This window comes from Polaromonas sp. LjRoot131 (assembly GCF_964252805.1).
Taxonomy (GTDB): domain Bacteria; phylum Pseudomonadota; class Gammaproteobacteria; order Burkholderiales; family Burkholderiaceae_C; genus Polaromonas.
On record NZ_CAXUPF020000001.1, the window covers coordinates 1,817,265 to 1,836,038 of the forward strand.

Annotated in this window: 21 protein-coding genes; 8 read left to right on the forward strand and 13 right to left on the reverse strand. The window is 64.1% G+C overall.

All coding sequences use genetic code 11. The features are described 5' to 3' along the window. Positions 1-2 precede the first annotated feature (2 nt). Positions 3-647, forward strand: coding sequence for an endonuclease III (nth, locus tag ACSQ27_RS08565; protein ID WP_436155027.1), 645 nt, complete (start codon positions 3-5; stop codon positions 645-647). Between the two features lie 12 nt (positions 648-659). Here nth and ACSQ27_RS08570 read toward each other — a convergent pair whose 3' ends face one another. From ACSQ27_RS08570 to ACSQ27_RS08580, 3 genes are all read right to left on the reverse strand, one after another. Next, positions 660-1,781 carry an ABC transporter substrate-binding protein gene (locus tag ACSQ27_RS08570; RefSeq protein ID WP_436155028.1) on the reverse strand — a complete coding sequence of 374 codons (1,122 nt, stop codon included), beginning with the start codon at positions 1,779-1,781 and terminating at the stop codon, positions 660-662. 177 nt (positions 1,782-1,958) lie between these two features. Beyond that, positions 1,959-2,936 carry a Bug family tripartite tricarboxylate transporter substrate binding protein gene (locus ACSQ27_RS08575; protein ID WP_436155029.1) on the reverse strand — a complete coding sequence of 326 codons (978 nt, stop codon included), beginning with the start codon at positions 2,934-2,936 and terminating at the stop codon, positions 1,959-1,961. Between the two features lie 116 nt (positions 2,937-3,052). Continuing rightward, positions 3,053-4,273: a pyridoxal-phosphate-dependent aminotransferase family protein gene (locus tag ACSQ27_RS08580; protein ID WP_436155030.1), complete on the reverse strand. Its 1,221-nt coding sequence runs from the start codon at positions 4,271-4,273 to the stop codon at positions 3,053-3,055. Between the two features lie 115 nt (positions 4,274-4,388). Here ACSQ27_RS08580 and ACSQ27_RS08585 point away from each other — a divergent pair, with 115 nt between their 5' ends. Then, positions 4,389-5,075, forward strand: a complete 687-nt coding sequence (locus tag ACSQ27_RS08585) for a GntR family transcriptional regulator (RefSeq protein WP_436155031.1) — start codon at positions 4,389-4,391, stop codon at positions 5,073-5,075. A 74-nt stretch (positions 5,076-5,149) separates the two neighbouring features. Then, positions 5,150-8,266, forward strand: coding sequence for an FAD-binding and (Fe-S)-binding domain-containing protein (locus tag ACSQ27_RS08590; protein ID WP_436155032.1), 3,117 nt, complete (start codon positions 5,150-5,152; stop codon positions 8,264-8,266). 35 nt (positions 8,267-8,301) lie between these two features. Here the strand turns inward: ACSQ27_RS08590 and ACSQ27_RS08595 are convergent, their stop codons facing one another. After that, on the reverse strand, positions 8,302-8,877 hold the full coding sequence (locus ACSQ27_RS08595; RefSeq protein ID WP_436155033.1) for a hemerythrin domain-containing protein: 576 nt from the start codon (positions 8,875-8,877) through the stop codon (positions 8,302-8,304). A gap of 197 nt (positions 8,878-9,074) precedes the next feature. On the opposite strand from ACSQ27_RS08595, the gene ACSQ27_RS08600 reads away from it, so the two are divergent. Beyond that, entirely contained in the window at positions 9,075-10,052 is a 978-nt protein-coding gene (locus ACSQ27_RS08600; RefSeq protein WP_436155034.1) for a DUF2167 domain-containing protein, read from the forward strand. A gap of 16 nt (positions 10,053-10,068) precedes the next feature. Beyond that, entirely contained in the window at positions 10,069-10,794 is a 726-nt protein-coding gene (locus ACSQ27_RS08605) for a site-2 protease family protein (protein WP_436155035.1), read from the forward strand. A gap of 14 nt (positions 10,795-10,808) precedes the next feature. Here the strand turns inward: ACSQ27_RS08605 and ACSQ27_RS08610 are convergent, their stop codons facing one another. Then, positions 10,809-11,066 carry a hypothetical protein gene (locus ACSQ27_RS08610; RefSeq protein ID WP_436155036.1) on the reverse strand — a complete coding sequence of 86 codons (258 nt, stop codon included), beginning with the start codon at positions 11,064-11,066 and terminating at the stop codon, positions 10,809-10,811. 133 nt (positions 11,067-11,199) lie between these two features. Here ACSQ27_RS08610 and ACSQ27_RS08615 point away from each other — a divergent pair, with 133 nt between their 5' ends. Both ACSQ27_RS08615 and ACSQ27_RS08620 read left to right on the forward strand, forming a co-directional pair. Beyond that, positions 11,200-11,817 carry a 3'-5' exonuclease gene (locus ACSQ27_RS08615; RefSeq protein WP_436155037.1) on the forward strand — a complete coding sequence of 206 codons (618 nt, stop codon included), beginning with the start codon at positions 11,200-11,202 and terminating at the stop codon, positions 11,815-11,817. Between the two features lie 19 nt (positions 11,818-11,836). Then, entirely contained in the window at positions 11,837-12,082 is a 246-nt protein-coding gene (locus ACSQ27_RS08620) for a hypothetical protein (protein WP_436155038.1), read from the forward strand. A gap of 55 nt (positions 12,083-12,137) precedes the next feature. Here the strand turns inward: ACSQ27_RS08620 and ACSQ27_RS08625 are convergent, their stop codons facing one another. The 3 genes from ACSQ27_RS08625 to ACSQ27_RS08635 form a co-directional block, all read right to left on the reverse strand. Further along, on the reverse strand, positions 12,138-13,406 hold the full coding sequence (locus ACSQ27_RS08625; RefSeq protein ID WP_436155039.1) for an aKG-HExxH-type peptide beta-hydroxylase: 1,269 nt from the start codon (positions 13,404-13,406) through the stop codon (positions 12,138-12,140). Then, positions 13,360-14,553, reverse strand: a complete 1,194-nt coding sequence (locus tag ACSQ27_RS08630; RefSeq protein WP_436155040.1) for a radical SAM protein — start codon at positions 14,551-14,553, stop codon at positions 13,360-13,362. Before ACSQ27_RS08630 ends, ACSQ27_RS08625 begins: the two co-directional genes overlap by 47 nt. 78 nt (positions 14,554-14,631) lie before the next feature. Beyond that, positions 14,632-14,826, reverse strand: a complete 195-nt coding sequence (locus ACSQ27_RS08635) for a hypothetical protein (protein WP_436155041.1) — start codon at positions 14,824-14,826, stop codon at positions 14,632-14,634. Between the two features lie 445 nt (positions 14,827-15,271). On the opposite strand from ACSQ27_RS08635, the gene ACSQ27_RS08640 reads away from it, so the two are divergent. Continuing rightward, entirely contained in the window at positions 15,272-15,601 is a 330-nt protein-coding gene (locus ACSQ27_RS08640; RefSeq protein WP_436155042.1) for a hypothetical protein, read from the forward strand. A 16-nt stretch (positions 15,602-15,617) separates the two neighbouring features. On the opposite strand, the gene dnaB is transcribed toward ACSQ27_RS08640, so the two are convergent. The 5 genes from dnaB to rpsF all read right to left on the reverse strand — a co-directional run bounded on the left by dnaB (position 15,618) and on the right by rpsF (position 18,703). Next, complete coding sequence (gene dnaB / locus ACSQ27_RS08645; protein WP_436155043.1) at positions 15,618-17,030, reverse strand: replicative DNA helicase; 1,413 nt, start codon at positions 17,028-17,030, stop codon at positions 15,618-15,620. Positions 17,031-17,209: 179 nt separating this feature from the next. After that, positions 17,210-17,662 (reverse strand): 50S ribosomal protein L9, encoded by a 453-nt coding sequence (gene rplI, locus ACSQ27_RS08650; RefSeq protein WP_436155044.1) that lies wholly within the window; start codon positions 17,660-17,662, stop codon positions 17,210-17,212. Between the two features lie 11 nt (positions 17,663-17,673). Then, positions 17,674-17,958 (reverse strand): 30S ribosomal protein S18, encoded by a 285-nt coding sequence (gene rpsR / locus ACSQ27_RS08655; protein WP_007871078.1) that lies wholly within the window; start codon positions 17,956-17,958, stop codon positions 17,674-17,676. 10 nt (positions 17,959-17,968) lie between these two features. Beyond that, positions 17,969-18,277, reverse strand: a complete 309-nt coding sequence (priB, locus tag ACSQ27_RS08660; protein ID WP_436155045.1) for a primosomal replication protein N — start codon at positions 18,275-18,277, stop codon at positions 17,969-17,971. A 60-nt stretch (positions 18,278-18,337) separates the two neighbouring features. Further along, complete coding sequence (rpsF, locus tag ACSQ27_RS08665) at positions 18,338-18,703, reverse strand: 30S ribosomal protein S6 (protein ID WP_007871089.1); 366 nt, start codon at positions 18,701-18,703, stop codon at positions 18,338-18,340. Positions 18,704-18,774: the final 71 nt, after the last annotated feature.

Below are 18,774 nucleotides of genomic sequence, written 5' to 3' on the forward strand. Positions count from 1 at the left end.
GCATGAAAAAAGAAGCCATCGCCCCGTTCTTCGCCACCCTCAAGGCCGCCAACCCGATGCCGGTGACGGAGCTTGAATACACCAGCGTGTTCGAATTGCTGGCCGCCGTGCTGCTGAGCGCGCAGGCGACCGACGTGGGGGTGAACAAGGCCACACGCAAGCTCTACCCGGTGGCGAATACGCCGCAGGCCATCCTCGATCTGGGGCTCGAGGGACTGGAGTCCTACATCCGCACCATAGGCTTGTACCGCACCAAGGCCAAAAACCTGCTGGCGACCTGCGAGATATTGGTGAAGCAGCACGGCGGCCAGGTGCCGCGCACGCGCGAGGCGCTGGAAGCCCTGCCGGGTGTGGGGCGCAAGACGGCCAATGTGGTGCTGAACTCGGCCTTCGGCGAGGCGGTGATGGCGGTGGACACGCACATCTTCCGCGTGAGCAACCGCACCGGCCTGGCGCCCGGGAAAAACCCGCTGGAAGTGGAGATGAACCTGCTCAAGCGCGTGCCCACCGAGTACCTGGTGGACGCGCACCACTGGCTGATCCTGCACGGGCGCTATGTGTGCATCGCGCGCAAGCCGCTGTGCTGGCAGTGCGCGGTGGCGCCCTGGTGCGATTACGAACCGAAGACGCCGCCGCCTGCTGCTTGACGGGAACTCGCCTTAACGCGCGAAGGTGCCGTCGGCGCGAATCATCGTCAGGTTGACGAATCGTGAGCCCAGGTTGCTCTGCTTGCTGTAGGTGATCGCATAGCCGCCCAGGTCTTCACTGGTGAAGCCTTCCATCGTGCTGATCAGCTTGGCACGCGTGACGGGCGCCGGCGTCTTCTGCAGCGCGCGGACCACCAGCTTGGCGTTGAGGAAACCTTCCATGCTGTTGTAGCTGAACTTCTTGTCGGCAGTTCCCGAGATCACGGTCTGGTATTCCTTCACGGCGGCGTTGCCAAGTTCTGTGAAGGGGTAAGGCACGACCTGGGAGACGATGACACCGGCGGCCGGCTCCTTGAGTTCGGCGTGCAGGCCCGAGGACACGCTGAGCACCATGAACTGCGCGCTCGCGCCCTTGGCCTTGTAGGCTTTGATGAAGGCGGCATTCGGCTTGGCCTGGGCGATCAGTATCACGGCCTGCGGTTGGGCGGCGGCGATCAGGTCCACCGCCTTGGCCACGTCCACCGTGCCGCGCGGCACGGGTGCCACGGCGACCGGCGCGGCATTGCGCTTTTGCATGGCGGCATTGAGCGCCTCCAGGCCTTCCTTGCCGAAGGCGTCGTCCTGGTAGGCGACGCCGATCTTGTTGATGCCTATGGTCCAGGCATGGTTGACGGCGGCCTCGATCTCGTCGGTGGTGCTGGCGCGCACGTGGAACAGGTTGGGCACAAAAGGATCGCGCAGCGACTTGGCGCCGCTGGTGTTGCCGATCTGGGCAATGCCCGCGCCCTGGACGATGGGCACGATTTTCAGCATGTTGGCGGTTCCGCGAAAGCCCACCAGGGCCACCGCGTTCTGCTCGATCAGCGCCTTGGTGTTGTCGGCGGTCTTGTCGGGGTTGAAGCCGTCGTCCAGGCTGACGAGCTTGATCTTCTCGCCGCGTATGCCGCCTTTTTTGTTGACGTCGTCAAAGTAGGCATTCATGCCGCGCACGTAGTCGGTGGTGAGCGCGGCGCTGGTGCCGGAGAGGTCGCCCGAGTGGCCCAGGATGATGTCGGCCGAGGCGCCCACGCTGGCGGCGCACAGGAAAAAACCGGCCAGCAGACGGCCGGCCCTTGAAAAATTCACAACTGTCATGAAACGATCCCTACCCTTGTTGAAAAATTGTTGTTCATAAAAAACCGGCTCAGGGCCGGTCTGGAGCTGCTCACAAAACCCAGCGAAGCGGTCCTGGCTAGGCGCGTCGCCGCAGACAGTGCTACAGCACGGCAAGGCGGCGCAACAACGCCAGGAGGGTTTTTGAGTAGCTCCTCATCAAGCGTCAATCTTGACCTTGGCTTGCTCCGCTACCTGCGCCCACTTCTTCTGCTCTGCCTTGATGAAGGAGGCAAACTTCTCGGTGCTGCCGCCGCCGTCTTCGGCGCCATACTGCTCCATCTTTTCCTGCACGTCGGACATGGCCAGCACCTTGTTGACGTCTTCGTTCATGCGCTGCACCATGGCCGGCGGCATCTTGGACGGGCCCATGAGGCCGTACCACACCGTCGCCTCGAAGCCCGGAAAGCCGGATTCGGCCATGGTGGGCACGTTGGGATGGCCTTTGGCGCGCTTCAGGCGCGTCTGCGCCAGCGCGATGGCCTTGCCGCTCTTGACGTGCGGCGTGGCCGAGGTCATGGTTTCAAAGCAGTAGTTGACCTGACCGCCTATCAGGTCGACCAGGGCCGGGCCGGAGCCGCGGTAAGGAATGTGCAGCGCGAAAATCTTCGCCTGCAGCTTGAACATCTCGAGCGCGAAATGCTGGGCCGAGCCGCCGCCGGCCGAAGCGAAGCTGATCTGGCCGGGCTTGGCCTTGCACAGCGCGACCAGGTCCTTGACGGTCTTGGCGGGCTGGTCGGCATTGCAGATCAGCATGTTGGGCGTGACGCCCACCATGCTGATGGGCACGTAGTCGCGCTCGGGGTTGTAGCCCAGCTTGATGCCGAGCGCCGGCGCCAGCGCGTGGCTGTTGATGTGGGCCATGAGCAGGGTGTTGCCGTCGCCGGGCTGCTTGGCGACGTAGTCGGCCGCGATGACGCCGGCGGCGCCGCCCTTGTTTTCAATCACCACCGAGATGTTCCACATGGTGGAGAGCTTTTGCCCGACCACACGCGCCAGCGCGTCGGTGCCGCCGCCGGGCGGGAAACCCACAACGATGCGGACCGGCCCGGACGGCAGGGTCTGCGCCCTGAGCATGGGCGATGCCACCATGGCGGCCGTGGCCGCCGTCGCGCTGATAAAGGTTCTGCGTTGCATGGTTTCCCTTCCTGGTCGGTAATATAAAAAAGCTCGGTGACAGTTTGGCAAGTTAACGTGACGTGAATATTGGCGTTGTGGGTGCGCGCCTTTTTCAGGCTTTTGTCAGATGCTCTTCAGGCCGCCTTGCGCTGCGGCACCACGGCCGCATGGCTGGAGAAATGGTCCATGGCGGCCTGCACACCCGAGCCGGCGAGTTTGACGCCGGCAAGTTTCAGGCCCATTTCGCAGCCGCTCAGCGCCGCCATCAGCGTGAGGTCGTTGCAGTCACCCAGGTGGCCGATGCGGAACATCTTGCCCTTGACCTTGCCGAGGCCGGTGCCGAGCGAGCAGTCGAAGCGTTCGTAAATGATCTTTCGCACCGCGTCGGCGTCGACACCCTCGGGCGTCATCACGCCGGTCAGCACCGGCGAGTACACCGACGGGTCGGCGCACTGGATCTGCAGGCCCCAGGCCTTGACCGCCGCGCGCACGCCGACGGCCCAGCGCTGGTGGCGCGCAAACACCGTTTCCAGGCCGTGCTCCAGCAGCATGTCGCAGGCTTCGCTGAGTGCGTACAGCAGGTTGGTGTTGGGAGTGGACGGCCAGTAGCCGGACTTGTTCATCTCGATGATCTCGTCCCAGGCCCAGAAGGCCTTGGGCAGCGTGGCTTTTTTGCTGGCCTCAATGGCCTTGGCGGAAACGGCGTTGAAGCTGATGCCGGGCGGCAGCATCAGGCCTTTTTGCGAGCCGCTGATGCTGACGTCGACACCCCACTCGTCGTGGCGGTAGTCGGCCGAGGCCAGGCCGGAAATCGTGTCGACCAGCAGCAGCGCCGGATGTTTGGCGGCGTCCATGGCCTTGCGCACGGCGGCGATGTTGCTGGTGACGCCGGTGGAGGTTTCGTTGTGCACCACGCAAACGGCCTTGATGCTGTGCTGGGTGTCGGCCTTCAGGCGTTCTTCGATCAGCGCGGCCTGCACGCCGTGGCGCCAGACGTCGGCGCCGGGGTAGCTGATGACTTCGGTCTTCAGGCCCAGGCGCGCGGCCAGCTTTTGCCACAGCGCGGCGAAGTGGCCGGTTTCATACATCAGCACGTGGTCGCCGGGGTTCAGGGTGTTGGACAGGGCCGCTTCCCAGGCGCCGGTGCCGGACGCCGGATAAATGATGACGGGTTGTTTGGTCTGGAAGATCTTCTTGATGTCGGCCAGCACTTTCAGGCCCAGTGCGGCGAATTCAGGGCCGCGGTGGTCAATGGTGGGCAGGCTCATGGCCCGCAGGATGCGGTCCGGCACCGGCGAGGGGCCGGGAATCTGCAAGAAATGACGTCCCGTGGGGTGAAAGTCAAGCGTCAACATGGCGGTCTGCTCCTGAAGTAAGCCCCTATTTTTTGCATACAAAATTCATTTGTCAAGTCACCAAAGGACTACAAATTGATTTGACAGGGGTATTTTTTGCATACAAAATTTCCACATGGCTGCTGAAATCATCCCTATCCCGCGTGCGGCGCTGCATGAACAGGTGGCGCACCGGCTGCGCCAGATGCTGGTGGAAAACCGCATCCTGCCGGGCGCCAAACTCAATGAGCGCGAGCTCAGCGAGGTGCTCAACGTCTCGCGGACGCCGCTGCGCGAGGCCATCAAGATGCTGGCCGCCGAGGGCCTGGTGGAACTGCTGCCGAACCGCGGCGCGATCGCGGTGGCGCTGACGGAAGCCGACGTGCTCAACACCTTCGAGGTGATGGCCGGGCTGGAAGCGCAGTCGGGTGAGCTGGCCGCCGAACGCATCACCGCGGCCGAGCTGGCCGAGATCAAGGCCATGCACTTCGAAATGCTGGCCGCCTACACGCGCCGCGACCTGCCCAATTACTACCGGCTCAACGCCGCGATCCACAACGCCATCAACGCCGCGGCCAAGAACCCGGTGCTGGCCAGCACCTACGCACAGGTCAATGCGCGGCTGCAGGCGCTGCGCTTTCGCTCCAACCAGGACGAGGAAAAATGGAAAGCGGCCGTGAAGGAACACGAGCAGATGATTGAAGCCCTGGAGGCGCGCGACGCGGCCGCCATGCGCCGCGTGCTGCTGGACCACCTGGCCAACAAGCGCGATGTCGTGGTGCAGCAGCTGCGCACGGCCGCAACCGAAAGCGCCAAGGCCTGAGTGCGGCAGGCCGGGCCAGGTGCCCGGGCCGCCCTCACCACAACAGTACCCCACAGAAAAGGCGAAACGCCGCGATGAACGCCCCCCTCCCCCTCAAGATCAGCCGCGAAGCCGCGGCCCAGGCCTATGACGACGTGGCCCGCATCAGCAATGAAGTCGCCGGCCGGCTGGCCGCGCGCCTGGCCGCCGAAACCCAGGGCGAGGTGCTGTTCTCGCCGGCGGACCGGGGCCGCTACGCCACTGACGCGTCCATCTACCAGGTCACGCCCGTGGGCGTGTTCGTGCCGCGCACCGACGACGACGTAAAAACCGCGCTGGACATCTGCCGTGACCTGCAGGTGCCCATCGTCCCGCGCGGCGGCGGCACCAGCCAGTGCGGGCAGACCGTGGGCGCGGGCCTGGTCATTGACCATGCCAAATACCTGCGCAACGTCCTGGACGTGGACCTGGGCGAGCGCACGGCCGAGGTTCAGCCCGGCATCGTGCTGGACCACCTGAACGCCTCGCTCAAGCAGCACGGCCTCTGGTACCCGGTGGACGTCTCCACCAGCGCGCAGGCCACGCTGGGCGGCATGGCGGGCAACAACTCCTGTGGCAGCCGCAGCATCGCTTACGGCAACATGGTGCACAACGTGCTGGGCGCGACAGCCTGGCGCTCCGACGGTAGCCTGCTGGAACTGGGACGCTACGACAAGGCAGGCGGTGCGGCGCGCGAGCTGGGCGACTACGTGAAAGCGCTGTCCGACCAGCTGCGGCCCGAACTCGAGGCGCACTGGCCCAAGGTGCTGCGCCGCGTGGCCGGCTACAACCTGGACATCTTCAACAACCAGAACGAGAAGCCCTACACCCAGGACGGCTCGGTCAACCTGGCCCACCTGCTGGTGGGCAGCGAAGGCACGCTGGCGCTGACGAAGTCGCTGACACTGCGGCTGGCCGAGCTGCCGCGCACCAAGGTGCTGGGCGTGGTGAACTTCCCGACCTTCTACAAAGCCATGGACACGGCCCAGCACATCGTGCAGCTGGGCGGCGACGGCACGCTGAGCGCGGTCGAGCTGGTGGACCGCACCATGATCGAACTCTCGCTGCAGAACCCGGCTTTCGCGCCCACGGTGCGCACCGCCCTGATCGGCCGGCCCGATGCGATCTTGCTGGTGGAGTTTTCGGGCAAGTCAAAGTCTGAACTGGTGCCCAAGATGCGCCAGCTGGTCGAACTGATGGGCGACCTGGGCCTGCCCGGTTCGGTGGTCGAGATGATTGAGGACGCCCCGCAGAAAAACCTGTGGGAAGTGCGCAAGGCGGGCCTGAACATCATGATGAGTCTCAAGGGCGACGGCAAACCGGTCAGCTTCATCGAGGACTGCGCGGTGCCGCTGGAACACCTGGCCGAATACACCGACGCGCTGACGCAGGTCTTCCGCAAATACGGCAGCAAGGGCACCTGGTATGCGCACGCCTCGGTCGGCACGCTGCACGTGCGGCCCATCCTGGACATGCGGCGCGAAGGTGGCGCCAAGATGCGCGCGATCGCCGAAGAGGCCTCGGCCCTGGTGCGCCACTACAAGGGCGCCTACAGCGGCGAGCACGGCGACGGCCTGTGCCGCGGCGAGTGGATCGAATGGCAGTTCGGCCCGAAGATCAACGACGCTTTTGCGCAGATCAAGAATTACCTGGACCCGCTGAACCTGCTGAGCCCGAACCGCATCATCAACCCGCCCAAGATGGACGACGCGCGGCTGATGCGCTTCCCGCCCAGCTACAAAGTCATCCCGATCAAGACCGCACTCGACTGGAGCGCCTGGAACGTGCAGAACGACCCGGTGACCGAGCAGACCAGTGAGCCGGGCACGGGCGGCGACCCGGCCCAGGGTTTTGCCAAGGCGGTGGAGATGTGCAACAACAACGGCCACTGCAGAAAGTTCGACGCCGGCACCATGTGCCCCAGCTACCGCGCCACACGCGACGAAAAACACCTGACACGCGGACGCGCCAATACCTTGCGCCTGGCGCTGTCGGGCCAGCTTGACGGCTTGAAAGCAGAAGACGCCTTCACGAGCGAGGCCGTGCAGGAGGCCATGGATTTGTGCGTGGGCTGCAAGGGCTGCAAGCGCGACTGCCCCACGGGCGTGGACATGGCCAAGATGAAGGTGGAGTTTTTGCACCACTACAAGGCCAAACACGGCTACACGCTGAAGGACCGGCTGGTCGCCCACCTGCCCGACTACGCGCACTGGGCCAGCCGCTTTGCGCCGCTGCTCAACCTGCGCGACAAGATTCCGGGCATGGCCGCGCTGAGCGAAAAGCTGCTGGGCCTGTCGGCACGCCGCACGCTGCCGCAGTGGAGCGGCAATACGTTCTGGAGGCGCCTCGATGCGTCGGGCGAAGCCGGCGCGGCGCCGCAGGGCCGCATCCACACCGCCAGCCGCGAGGAAGTGCTGGCCGCCACGCGGCCCGTGGTGTTGTTCGTGGACACCTTCAATGGCTATTTCGAATCCGAAAACGCGCTGGCCGCGCTCCAGGTGCTGCAGGCGGCCGGCTACACCGTGCACGTGGCGGCCAAGACCGTGGCCGACGGAAAAAGCCTGTGCTGCGGCCGGACCTACCTGGCCAGCGGCATGGTGGACAAGGCCAAGGCCAAGGCGCGCGAGGTGGTGGGCGCCCTGCTGCCCTTCGCCGAACGGGGCATCGCCATCGTCGGCCTGGAGCCGTCCTGCCTGCTGACGCTGCGCGACGAGATGCTGGTAATGGGCCTGGGCGAAGCGGCGCAGGCCATCAGCGACCATGCGCTGCTGCTGGAGGAGTTCCTGGCCCGCGAGGCGGCCGACGGCAAACTCGAAATGCTCAAGGTCCGGCTCAAGCCTTCGGCCCAGCCCATTCTTTTGCACGGCCACTGCCACCAGAAAGCCTTCGGTGCGGTCAGCCCCATCCTGGACGTGCTCAAGCTGATCCCGGGCGCCAAGCCCGAGCTGATCGAATCCAGCTGCTGCGGCATGGCCGGCAGCTTCGGCTACGAGGCCGGGCACTACGAGGTGTCCATGCAGATGGCCGAGCTGAGCCTGCTGCCGGCGGTGCGCAAGCAGCCCGACGCCATCGTGGTGGCCGACGGCACCAGCTGCCGCCACCAGATCAAGGACGGCGCGCAGCGCGAGGCCATCCACGTGGCGGTGCTGCTGGCGCGGCAGTTGCAGGGCTGAGCAAGCCGGGGCGAAAACCGGCCTCCCCCGGTGGCTCACACCATGGGTGCGTGCCTGAGGTGAAGCGACAAGCCCAGGGCCGCCATGCGTTTGTCGTTGCGGCCCAGGATCTCTTCGGCCAGCGGAAGGAAGAACTCTTCCTCATAGCGCGCATGGGCGAGGTAAGCCTGCACCAGCGCCTCGACGGCCACCAGGTCCAGGTCGGCGGGCCGGTTGTTGGCCACCGCTTTCACTGCGGGCTCCAGCGCTTTCCAGAGTGCATCGATGCGGCGGTGGTCGGCGGTCAGGCGCATCACCATGGTCTGGACCCGGTCCGCCTCCTCCCCCTTGACGGCGGCGCGCAACACGGCGGGAAACAGCTCGCCCTCCTCGTCGGCATGATGCCCGGCCACGGCGTATTTGAAGAGGCTCAAGGTGCGAGTGGCGATGGTGTGGGCCTGCGCCTGGGCCGCCAGCAGGCCCGGCAGCTCCGCGAAGGCCTGCAGCTGCGAGGCAATGCCGAAGTGGCATTGCGAGAACCCGGACAGTGGCAAGGCCAGGTCGGCGGGCCCCACGGCGGCCGGCGAGGCGGACGCTTGCTTGCCGTGGTGGATGGCGTGATGAGTGGTCATGGATCTCCCCCTGGTTAACGGCAGCACCTGCCGGCCGGCCCGACAACTGCCGGGCCGCACCTACCGGAAACCGAGCCGCCGGTTTGACTATAGGGACGGCCGCCCGCGACGCTGTTGATCTACATCAAGGGGGCGGACGGCTCCCGCCGGGAGCCGTGTCAGAATATCTGGAAATTTATTCCAACAGGGAGGGCTTGATGAACCGTTTTTGGACGCGCGTTTGCGCGCTGGCTGTTTTGTTGTCGTGCGCCGCCGCCATGGCGCAGACCTTGTCGAAAGAAGAGTCGGAGAAAATCTGGGCTGAAGGCCGCGCCGCCGCCAAGGAGGGGCCGCAGGACATCGCGCTGGCGAGCCAGGCCGTGCTCAAGCTGCCCGCCGGCCGCATCTTCGTGCCGCAGCCCCAGGCGGGCAAGCTGCTCAATGCCATGGGCAACCCGGGCACCGATACCCGCCTGCAGGGCCTGGTGTTCCCAGCCACCGGCGATTCCTGGTTCATGACGGTGCGCTACGAGGCGGCCGGCTATGTGAAGGACGACGACGCCAAGGACTGGAACGCGGACGATCTGCTCAAGAGCTACCGCGAAGGCACGGAGGCCTCGAACGCCGACCGCAAGAAAATGGGTTTCCCGGAGCTGGAAATCGTGGGCTGGGCTGAAAAGCCGGCCTACAACGCCGCCACGCACCGCCTGGTCTGGGCCATGTCCAGCAAGGACCGCGGCGCGCCTGCCGGTGCCGCGCAGGGCGTGAACTACAACACCTATACCCTGGGCCGCGAAGGCTATTTCAGCCTGAACCTGGTGACGGCGCTGGACGACCTGCCCAAGGACAAACCGGCGGCGGCGGAACTGCTGGCGGCGCTGCAGTACGACGAGGGCAAGCGCTACGCCGACTTCAATTCCAAGACCGACAAGGTCGCCGAGTACGGCCTGGCCGCGCTGGTGCTGGGTGTGGCCGCAAAAAAGCTGGGCTTCTTCGCGGTGATCGCGCTGTTTTTCGCCAAGTTCGCGAAGGTGATCTTCCTGGCCGTGGCCGGTTTCGGCGCGGTGTTCATGAAATATTTCAAGCGCAAGCCGGCCGCCGAGCCCATGCCGGTGTCCCTGCCCAGCCGGGCTGAACAGGACACCGTGCCCGCCGCGCTGGGCAGCGGGGCGCCGCCCGCGCCGCCCAAGGCCTGATGAAGGGCGGAACGGCATGACCAAGCTCCTGCTGCTGCTTTTCACCGGCGCCAAGTTCGGCAAGCTGCTGCTGACGGGCGGCAGCATGCTGGTCTCGGTGTTCGCCTACGCATGGCTGTTCGGCTGGCGCTATGCGGTGGGCTTTGTGCTGCTGCTGTTCGTGCATGAGATGGGCCACTACATCGCGGCCCGCCAGCGCGGCCTGAATGTGGGCGCGCCCACCTTCATCCCTTTTGTCGGGGCCTGGGTGGAACTCAAGGACATGCCGCATGACGCGGAAACCGAGGCCTACGTCGGCCTGGGCGGCCCGCTGCTGGGAACGGTGGGGGCGCTGGCCTGCTATTTCCTCGCGCGTGACCAGGACAGCAACCTGCTGCTGGCGATCGCCTATTCCGGTTTCTTCCTGAACCTCTTCAACCTGATCCCGCTGTCGCCGTTTGACGGCGGGCGCATCACCGCAGTGCTGTCGCCGCGTATCTGGTTCCTGGGAGTGCCGGTGCTGGTGGCCCTGTTCTTCTGGCGGCCCAGCCCCATGCTGATCCTGATGGCGCTGCTGGCCTCGCCGCAATTGCTCAAGGCGATACGCTACAAATCGGACAGCGAGGAGGCCCGGACCTATTACGCGGTCAGCACGGCCACACGCTTTGAATACGGTTTTTATTACCTGGCGCTGGCCGTCTTCCTGGCCATGATGACGCACGACGTGCATGAAATGCTGCACGGCGTAAGCGGCATTCGCTAGGGTCCCGACGGCGCTCAGTCCGGCACGAATTTCGCGTTGAAGGTGGCTTCGTCCTCGGGCAGTTCCAGCGTGACCAGCTGGCCCATGCGCATGTCGGCCAGCCGGCAGGCGCCGAACAGGCTGTACTTGCCCTTGAACTGGTAGCTTTCGAGGTCGATGAGCATGAAAGAATGCGGCACAAACACCTGGTGCAGGAAAATCGTGCGGTGCCGGTTGCGCGGCGACGGAAAGAGCTTGTAATGCTCGGTGGTGATGCTTTGTGCTGCTGCCATGGTGTGGGTGGGTGCGGGCTGTCCAGGTGTAATGCGCTACCCTGGACTGTAAGCTCTGGGGCCTGCTACCGCCGTTTTTTGTTTCTTCCCTCTTTCGTCTTTTCTCTTTCTTCTTTCTCTTGCATGGATCCTTATGACCGAGCGCCATCCCACTCCCGACAAGGAAGCCATCGCCCTGCTGGAGCCCTTCGAGCGGCTGGGCCTGGAGCAGATCGAGGTGGTCGCCACACCCGCGCGGGCAGCGCAGGCGCTCAAGGACCTCACCGGCGCCACCGTGCTGGGCTTTGACACCGAGTCCAAACCCACTTTCGCAAAGAATGAGGCCTCCGAAGGCCCGCACATCGTGCAGCTCTCGGCGCTCGACAAGGCCTGGATATTCCAGCTTGAAGACGCCGAATGCCGCCGCGCCGTGGGGCTGGTGCTCAGTTCGCCCGCAGTCATCAAGGCAGGCTTCGGCCTGGGCGACGACCAGCGCCGCATCATCCGCAAACTGGGCGTGGACCTGCAGGGTGTGCTGGACCTGAACGTGGTGTTCCGTGAACGCGGCTACCGCAAGGACATGGGCGTGCGCGGCGCCGTGGCGGTGATGTTCAACAAGCGCTTCCTCAAGTCCAAAAAAGCGGCGACCTCCAACTGGGCCAATGAACGGCTCACGGAAGCGCAAATCGTCTACGCGGCCAATGACGCCTATGGCGCTCTGCGGGTGTACAAGGCGCTGGGGCTGGACCAGGACAGCCAGGCTTTACATTAATCCCATCAAGGAAATTCTCATGAAAAAACCCTACCTGCTGCCCTACCTGCTGCCCTCCCTGCTGATGGCCACCGCCCTGCTCTCCGGTTGCGCCGCCGAATTGCTCAGCAACAGCGAAAAACTGATCATCGTCAAAGGCCGCCCTTCGCAGCTCGCGGACGCCTCGGAGATCGCCGAAACCCAGTGCCAGAAGCGCGGCGGCCAGCACGCCCGGCTGATCACCAAGCCAGCCGAAGGCCAGTACGGTTTTGAGTGCGTGCGCTGAGCCACGCCTCCCTCTGATTCGGCCTTGATCCCCGTACGGCCTGGGGGCCGGCCGTTCAGGTGTCGCGCAAACTGGCCTCCGCCCAGCGCAGAAAGCCCTGCCCTGCCTCGGTGAAGTGCGCATGCCCCTGCAAGAGTTCAAGTCCCTCGCGCGCCTGTGCCCGCAACTCGTTCAGGCGGGCGGCGGCTTCACACCGCGCCGCGGCATCCAGGCCGTTGCCCTCCAGGTAACGGACCAGCGCCATGACGCAGTGCAGGTGCACATACACCCCCTCGAAGATGCCGACGACAGGGCGTGGGTCGGTGCGCCAGCCGACCCGGAAGCGCGCGTGAGTCTGCCCGGCTTGCAGCAGCGGAACGGCCTCCTCGACGTAGCGCAGCTTGACGTGGCTGTGCTCGTGCACCAGGCTCTCCAGGGTGCGCAGGGTGCTGGACGGATGTATCCAGGCCGCGCCTTGCATGGATGAGATCGTGAATCCCTCCATCTGCCAACCCGGCGGCGGCATGCGCGGCACCACGACGCGCATCATGCAGCGCCAGTCCTCGTACTCCTCGGGCCAGGCTGACAGCAGGGCTTGCGCCGCCTCCACGACGGGTCGATGGCGGCTCTGCGGATAGGAGCGCTCGCGTGTGTCGGTTTCCTGCTCGCGCACGGCACTTCCGCGTTCGGGTGTGCGTGTCTCGTCGAGCGACACCCGCAAGCCCGGCAAGTCGTTGCGGATCACGATGTTGGATCGGGGCAGCACCGCCTCCGTCGGGACGAGGCAGGAACTCAGCGTCTGCACGCCCGAGCACGGGCGGCTCAGGTGCACCCACGCACCCTTGCGCCTGCACTGCCAGTCGCCGTCCGGGTAACCGGCCGGCAGCTCGACGCTGCTGGCGCAATCCCAGGTCTCGATGCGGCCACCGCGCGCCATCAGTACCCTGCTGCGCGACATTTCGGTGAAGCCCGGCATGTAGTTGGCGACCGCCGCGAGCAAGGGCTCGACGGCCGCCGGCGGGGCACCCTCAATCAGCGCACGCCCCGTCGCGTGCAGCCAGCGGCGGTACAGAGGGGACGAGCCGATGGCGATGCGCTCATGCACCAGCAGCGCGTCGAGGTCGAGCACCGCCTGCTGCCAACGTTCGCGGTGCGCGGCCAGTGCCGGCGATGCCTGCACGATGTCGGCCAGGACCCGGAAGTCGTCCAGGCGGTCGAATGCCGAAGCGCCGACCAGTTCCGCCGTGATGACGGCATCCGGCATCAGGGCGAGTTCGACGAAATCGGCGGACTGCAGTTCAGGCCTGGAGGCCTGTGGCGGCATTTGCTGGGTCACTGTGGACATGGGTATCTCGCTTTTGAAGTGAGGATTCGATGAGGCCGAGGGCGGCGTCGAAAAAATGCATCTGGTCCGCACACAGCACGGATTCGCGCGATGCGATGCCGTCCCTGGCGTCACTGCGGCCGGGCAGGAAACCGCCGCCACAGACCCGGCGATGGCGGCAACCCTCGCACTTCGCGGGAAGTTCGGCGCGCAAGTCGAGCAGGCGGGCGAACAGCGGGTCGCCGGCCAGCACGGCAATGCCGTCCGTGTCGATATGAAAAGGGGTGCTGGCCGAGCCGTCGCCGGCCACGCGCAGGTAGTCAGGGTATTCGTAGCTGCCGTCGGTATTGACGACAAACATGTTGTAGCTGTCGTTCACCAGGGCATCGATGTGGCCCTGCCCTCCCAGCGAGACATGCAGCAGGTTGTTGAAGAGCCGTATGGTGAGCCCCGGATCATCCAGCGCCCACCAGGCGCGGAACAATTCGGCATACCAGGCGCCGTAGCGCGGCTCGGCGGCATAAGCGTGCGAAGCGCCCAGCGTCCAGGGCGGGTTCCGCCAGTTGAATTCGATGGGCCACAACACATCGACCTTTGGAACCGGCAGGCTGCGCACCCAGGCGAGGAATTCCGCCGGAGGCAACGAGGGGTTGGCCACCGACAGGAAACCGCCTATCAAGGCGCCGTCGCCGTCGGCCAGCATGCGCTTGACGTTGGCCATGACGCGCTCATAGGTGCCGCGCCCTCGCCTGTCCACACGCGCGGCGTCGTTCACCTCGCGAGGGCCGTCCAGGCTGACACCGAGCGACACCCGGTGCTCGCGGAACAGCGCGAGCAATTCCGGGGTGATCGGCTGCACCAGGTTGGTCTGCACCGCGACGTCGAGATTCCATCCCTGCTCGCGGCGCAGCGCGACCTGCGCCAGCAGCGCGGCAAAACCGGCATCGGGCCAGAGCATGGGTTCACCACCGTGCAAAACGATGGTGAAAGGTTCGGGCTCGCCCTGCGGGTGGTAGTCGCAGATGCGGTCCAGCAGGCGCAAGGCGGTGGGCAGCAGCATGCGCGCGGGCATGCGCTTGAAGGTCTGGTCCGCCTGGTTGAACATGTAGCAGTAGGTGCAATCGATGTCGCACACCGCGGTCAGCTTGACGATGGCCGAGCGAAACATGGTGAAAGTCAATGAAACCGGGGCCGGAGACGGGGCACGCGAAACGGACTCGCGCGCCCCGCGGCGGCTAGCCGGCTGTTACCACTTCAGGCCGAAGACGATGCTGATCGCTGCCGGATTGAATCCGGGGCGGCCGGCGAGCTGGGCGATGGCGGTTTCCAGGATGCGGCCTTCGACGACCTTCTGGTTGAGCGAGTTCACGTCCCCTTTGAAATTGGACGTCAGGTTACGCGGCAAAGCGTGGGCTTCCGCGTTGTTCGAGGTGGTAGTCATAAGATTTTTCCTTATAGGTTGGTTAACAACTTCACACTTCAAGCGACGGTTCGGGTACTTGCGAGACGACCGGACGAAACAAGTTTTGCTTCTGGACGAACGCAGGTCACACCTTGCCGTCCCGGCGGATGCTAGCCAGTCTTGACGGCAAAGAACAGGCCTAACGGAGCGGGGTTCAGGAAATCCGACAAACATTTACCGCGTGCAGACAATTCGCGCGAACTTGCTTGATGAACTCGAATACCTTTCAACGTCTTCACAAGAGTTCATCAAGCAGCGCAATGCGTCGCGGCAAAAACTACGGACACAGGCTGTACAGAGCGTGATCAAAATTTGGAGGGGAGAACGATGCAAGGAATCCCGACCGGGAAAAGCACCACGTGCACCGGGCACCGAGGCCGATGGGTCTGGCACCATCCAGCACCCTATCGAGGGAGAAAGATGTATGGATGACCGCCTCACGGTCCGCCTGCACAAAATCCTGAGGGCGCCCTGGGCGGTTCCACCATCGGACTGCTACCGCGTGATCGGGACTGTCCACCGCGGGATGGAATTCGGTTTTTTGGCGATCACGCGTGAAGGCTGTTATCTGCAGGTCAACGGTTCGGTGGTCCAGCGCTTGAACCGTGCCGACGTGGACGCCGCCATCTACAGCGCCGAACACCTGTACGCGGCCAGGCCCGCGCAAGCCTTCGCGCCGGCGCATCCTGCCGAGCCGGTGACGGTCATACGCAAAAAAAGGCGCACACCCACCGATACGGGTGTTGCACCTTGACGCCCGTCAGCAGGGCTTAGAAATCTCCCGACGCGCCGTGCGCCAGGCTTTCGAATTTGGTGATGCGGTTGATGAAAGCCAGCTTCACCGTGCCCGTGGGGCCGTTACGCTGCTTGCTGATGATGACCTCTGCGACGCCGGGTTCCTTGCAGGCCTCTTTGGTGTAGTACTCGTCGCGGTAGATGAACATGATGATGTCGGCGTCCTGCTCGATGGCGCCGGATTCGCGCAGGTCGCTCATCATGGGACGCTTGTCGGTGCGGGACTCGACACCGCGGCTGAGCTGCGACAGTGCAATCACGGGGCACTGCAATTCCTTGGCCAGCATTTTCAGGCCTCGCGAGATTTCACCGACGGCGGTGGCGCGGTTCTCGTCGGCCATGCCGCCAGAGACGCTCATGAGCTGCAAATAGTCGACCACGATAAGGCCGAGCTTGCCGCACTGCCGTGCCAGCCGCCTGGCGTTGGCGCGCAGCTCGCTCACGGTAAGGCCGGGTGTTTCATCGATGTGCAGTGACACGGTGCGCAGCTTTTCAATCGCTTCGGTGAGGCGCGGCCATTCTTCGTCGGTCAGGCCGCCGGTGCGCAAATGGGTCTGGTCGATGCGGCCAATGGAACCGACGATACGCACGGCAAGCTGGGAGGCGCCCATTTCCATGGAAAACACGGCCACCGGCAAGCCCTCGTTGAGCGCAACATGCTCGGCGATGTTGATGGCCAGCGCGGTTTTACCCATGGAAGGACGCGCCGCCAGGATGACCAGGTCGCCGGCCTGGAAACCGGAGGTCATCTGGTCGAGGTCCCTGAAACCCGTGGGCACGCCGGTGACGTCCTGCGGGTTTTCGGCCATTTCGGTGACGCGGTCCAGCAGGCTGACGACCAGCGTGTCCATGCTCTGGAAGCCTTCCTTCATGCGCGAGCCCTGCTCGCCGATCTTGAAGATCTTCTGCTCGGCTTCGTCGAGGATGGTGGCAACGTCCTTGCCCTGCGGGTTAAAGGCGTTGGTGGCGATTTCATCGGAGGCCGAGACCAGCTTGCGCAGGATGGAGCGCTCGCGCACGATTTCCGCATAGCGGCGGATGTTGCTGGCGCTGGGCACGTATTGCGCGAGCGAATTCAGATAGCTCAGGCCCCCTACTTCGTCGGCCTTGCCCTGGTTCTGCAGGTATTCATAGACGGTGATGATGTCGGCCGGCTTGGTCGCGTTGATAAGCGCGCCGACGGCGGCGAAGATCAGCTTGTGCTCGGAGCGGTAGAAGTCCTCGTCGACCAGCAGGTCGCCCACCCGGTCCCAGGCGCCGTTGTCGAGCAGCAGGCCGCCCAGGACACTGGATTCACCCTCGATGGAATGCGGCGGAATGCGCAATTGGGCGATCTGGCGGTCGGGGCTGTAGCCGGGATCGTCATAGGTGGAAAGTACGGCGGACATGGGTTTCCTTGGGAGACTGAAATACTAAGCCCGCTGTGTAAAACCGCTGTGGACAAAGTTGTGAATAAGCATTGGAAATTCGGTGTAAATGCGACCGAAACCTGTGCGTAGCCGGCGCCGGGGAGCGGCCATGAAAAAAGCCGCTCGGCGAGCGGCTTTTCAAGTGAGGGAGAAAACGCTTAAGCGGTTTCGCCGTACACGGTGACGGTGATGTCCACTGCCACGTCGGTGTGCAGTGCCACGGTCACGGCGTGGTCGCCGACAACCTTCAGCGGGCCGTTGGGCATGCGGATTTGCGACTTCAGCACGGGGAAGCCCTGCTTGGTCAGCTCGGCCGAAATGTCGTGGTTGGTGACGGAGCCGAACAGGCGGCCGTCAACACCGGCTTTTTGCGTGAGCTTGACGGTGGTGCCGCTCAGCTTTTCGCCCTGGGCTTGCATCTCGGCCAGCTTGGCCGCCGCAGCCTTTTCGAGTTCGACGCGCTTGGCTTCGAATTCGGCCTTGTTGGCTTCGGTGGCGCGGCGTGCGCGGCCCGAAGGGATCAGGAAGTTGCGTGCGTAGCCGTCTTTGACCTTGACGATCTCGCCGAGGTTACCGAGGTTCACGACTTTGTCGAGCAGAATGATTTGCATGGTCGCGCTCCTTACAGGGTACGGTGCTGGTCGCTGTAAGGCAGCATCGCGAGGAAGCGAGCGCGCTTGACGGCGGTGTTGATCTGGCGCTGGAAAATCGCGCGCGTGCCGGTCAGGCGTGCGGGGATGATTTTTCCGTTTTCGGCGACGAAATCGCGCAAGGTGTCGATGTCCTTGTAGTCGATTTCTTCAACGCCGGCGGCTGTGAAGCGGCAAAAACGCTTGCGCTTGAACAGCAGGGATTGGGTATTGCGCTTGGGGCGCTTGTCTTTGTTGAAACGTTTTGGTCCGGCCATGATGGACTCCTTAAATGGGGTTCGGTACTTGCTCTACCTTGTGCAGAGCTTGAATGTGGAAAACAACGCCTTTGCTGGTGCGCGCATTGATGAGGAAACCGGTGAACCTGAAGGGCTGGCCTAAGGGAGATTTGGCTGATTGCTCAGCCAGCGTTCCGAAGGCAACCGCCCTGACCGTCAACTTGACCTGCCTGGTGACTCCAGCCTCAACGACTTCGGACTCGTGTTCGAGGACGAAATTGGCGGCGGGGATTCCAGCGGGCGTGTAGCGAAGAGGGCTTGCCTCGGCGATACAGGCGGTCAGTTCAACGTGGTTCACTGCGGGCTTTTGCTCAATGGCAGCTGCGCGGCAGCGAGGCGTTCAACAGCATGGTGGCAATTAAGCCGCATACTCCTGCTGTTGGGCTTTACGGGCTTCTTCCCTCTCGACGTTGCGCATCATGAGGGATGGGCCGGTTTCGGCCTTTTTCTTGACCACGGTCAGGTGGCGCAGCACGGCATCGTTGAACTTGAACGCGTGTTCAATTTCTTCCATCACGGCCTGGCTGGCTTCGATGTTGATGCAGAGGTAGTGGGCTTTTGCGAGTTTCTGGATCAGGTACACCAGCTGGCGGCGGCCCCAATCTTCAACACGGTGCACTTTTCCGCCGCCGGCGGTGATCATGCCCTTGTAACGTTCCAGCATGGCTGGGACTTGCTCGCTTTGATCCGGGTGGATCAGCAAGACGATCTCATAGTGACGCATAAACTCTCCTTGTGGTTGATTGAAGCTGCCCCAGCGTCGTTAAGGGTGCAGCAAGGCGAAGCCCAAGAGTA

Excerpts from the sequence above, each read along its gene's own strand:
- ACSQ27_RS08610 (WP_436155036.1), bottom strand. The coding sequence starts at position 11,066 with ATGGCAGCAGCACAAAGCATCACCACCGAGCATTACAAGCTCTTTCCG.
- ACSQ27_RS08570 (WP_436155028.1), bottom strand. The coding sequence starts at position 1,781 with ATGACAGTTGTGAATTTTTCAAGGGCCGGCCGTCTGCTGGCCGGTTTT.
- ACSQ27_RS08580 (WP_436155030.1), bottom strand. The coding sequence starts at position 4,273 with ATGTTGACGCTTGACTTTCACCCCACGGGACGTCATTTCTTGCAGATT.
- ACSQ27_RS08635 (WP_436155041.1), bottom strand. The coding sequence starts at position 14,826 with ATGACTACCACCTCGAACAACGCGGAAGCCCACGCTTTGCCGCGTAAC.
- ACSQ27_RS08640 (WP_436155042.1), top strand. The coding sequence starts at position 15,272 with ATGGATGACCGCCTCACGGTCCGCCTGCACAAAATCCTGAGGGCGCCC.
- dnaB (WP_436155043.1), bottom strand. The coding sequence starts at position 17,030 with ATGTCCGCCGTACTTTCCACCTATGACGATCCCGGCTACAGCCCCGAC.
- ACSQ27_RS08575 (WP_436155029.1), bottom strand. The coding sequence starts at position 2,936 with ATGCAACGCAGAACCTTTATCAGCGCGACGGCGGCCACGGCCGCCATG.
- ACSQ27_RS08595 (WP_436155033.1), bottom strand. The coding sequence starts at position 8,877 with ATGACCACTCATCACGCCATCCACCACGGCAAGCAAGCGTCCGCCTCG.
- ACSQ27_RS08625 (WP_436155039.1), bottom strand. The coding sequence starts at position 13,406 with ATGTCCACAGTGACCCAGCAAATGCCGCCACAGGCCTCCAGGCCTGAA.
- ACSQ27_RS08615 (WP_436155037.1), top strand. The coding sequence starts at position 11,200 with ATGACCGAGCGCCATCCCACTCCCGACAAGGAAGCCATCGCCCTGCTG.
- ACSQ27_RS08605 (WP_436155035.1), top strand. The coding sequence starts at position 10,069 with ATGACCAAGCTCCTGCTGCTGCTTTTCACCGGCGCCAAGTTCGGCAAG.
- ACSQ27_RS08630 (WP_436155040.1), bottom strand. The coding sequence starts at position 14,553 with ATGTTTCGCTCGGCCATCGTCAAGCTGACCGCGGTGTGCGACATCGAT.
- rpsR (WP_007871078.1), bottom strand. The coding sequence starts at position 17,958 with ATGGCCGGACCAAAACGTTTCAACAAAGACAAGCGCCCCAAGCGCAAT.
- ACSQ27_RS08590 (WP_436155032.1), top strand. The coding sequence starts at position 5,150 with ATGAACGCCCCCCTCCCCCTCAAGATCAGCCGCGAAGCCGCGGCCCAG.
- ACSQ27_RS08585 (WP_436155031.1), top strand. The coding sequence starts at position 4,389 with ATGGCTGCTGAAATCATCCCTATCCCGCGTGCGGCGCTGCATGAACAG.
- nth (WP_436155027.1), top strand. The coding sequence starts at position 3 with ATGAAAAAAGAAGCCATCGCCCCGTTCTTCGCCACCCTCAAGGCCGCC.
- ACSQ27_RS08620 (WP_436155038.1), top strand. The coding sequence starts at position 11,837 with ATGAAAAAACCCTACCTGCTGCCCTACCTGCTGCCCTCCCTGCTGATG.
- rpsF (WP_007871089.1), bottom strand. The coding sequence starts at position 18,703 with ATGCGTCACTATGAGATCGTCTTGCTGATCCACCCGGATCAAAGCGAG.
- rplI (WP_436155044.1), bottom strand. The coding sequence starts at position 17,662 with ATGCAAATCATTCTGCTCGACAAAGTCGTGAACCTCGGTAACCTCGGC.
- ACSQ27_RS08600 (WP_436155034.1), top strand. The coding sequence starts at position 9,075 with ATGAACCGTTTTTGGACGCGCGTTTGCGCGCTGGCTGTTTTGTTGTCG.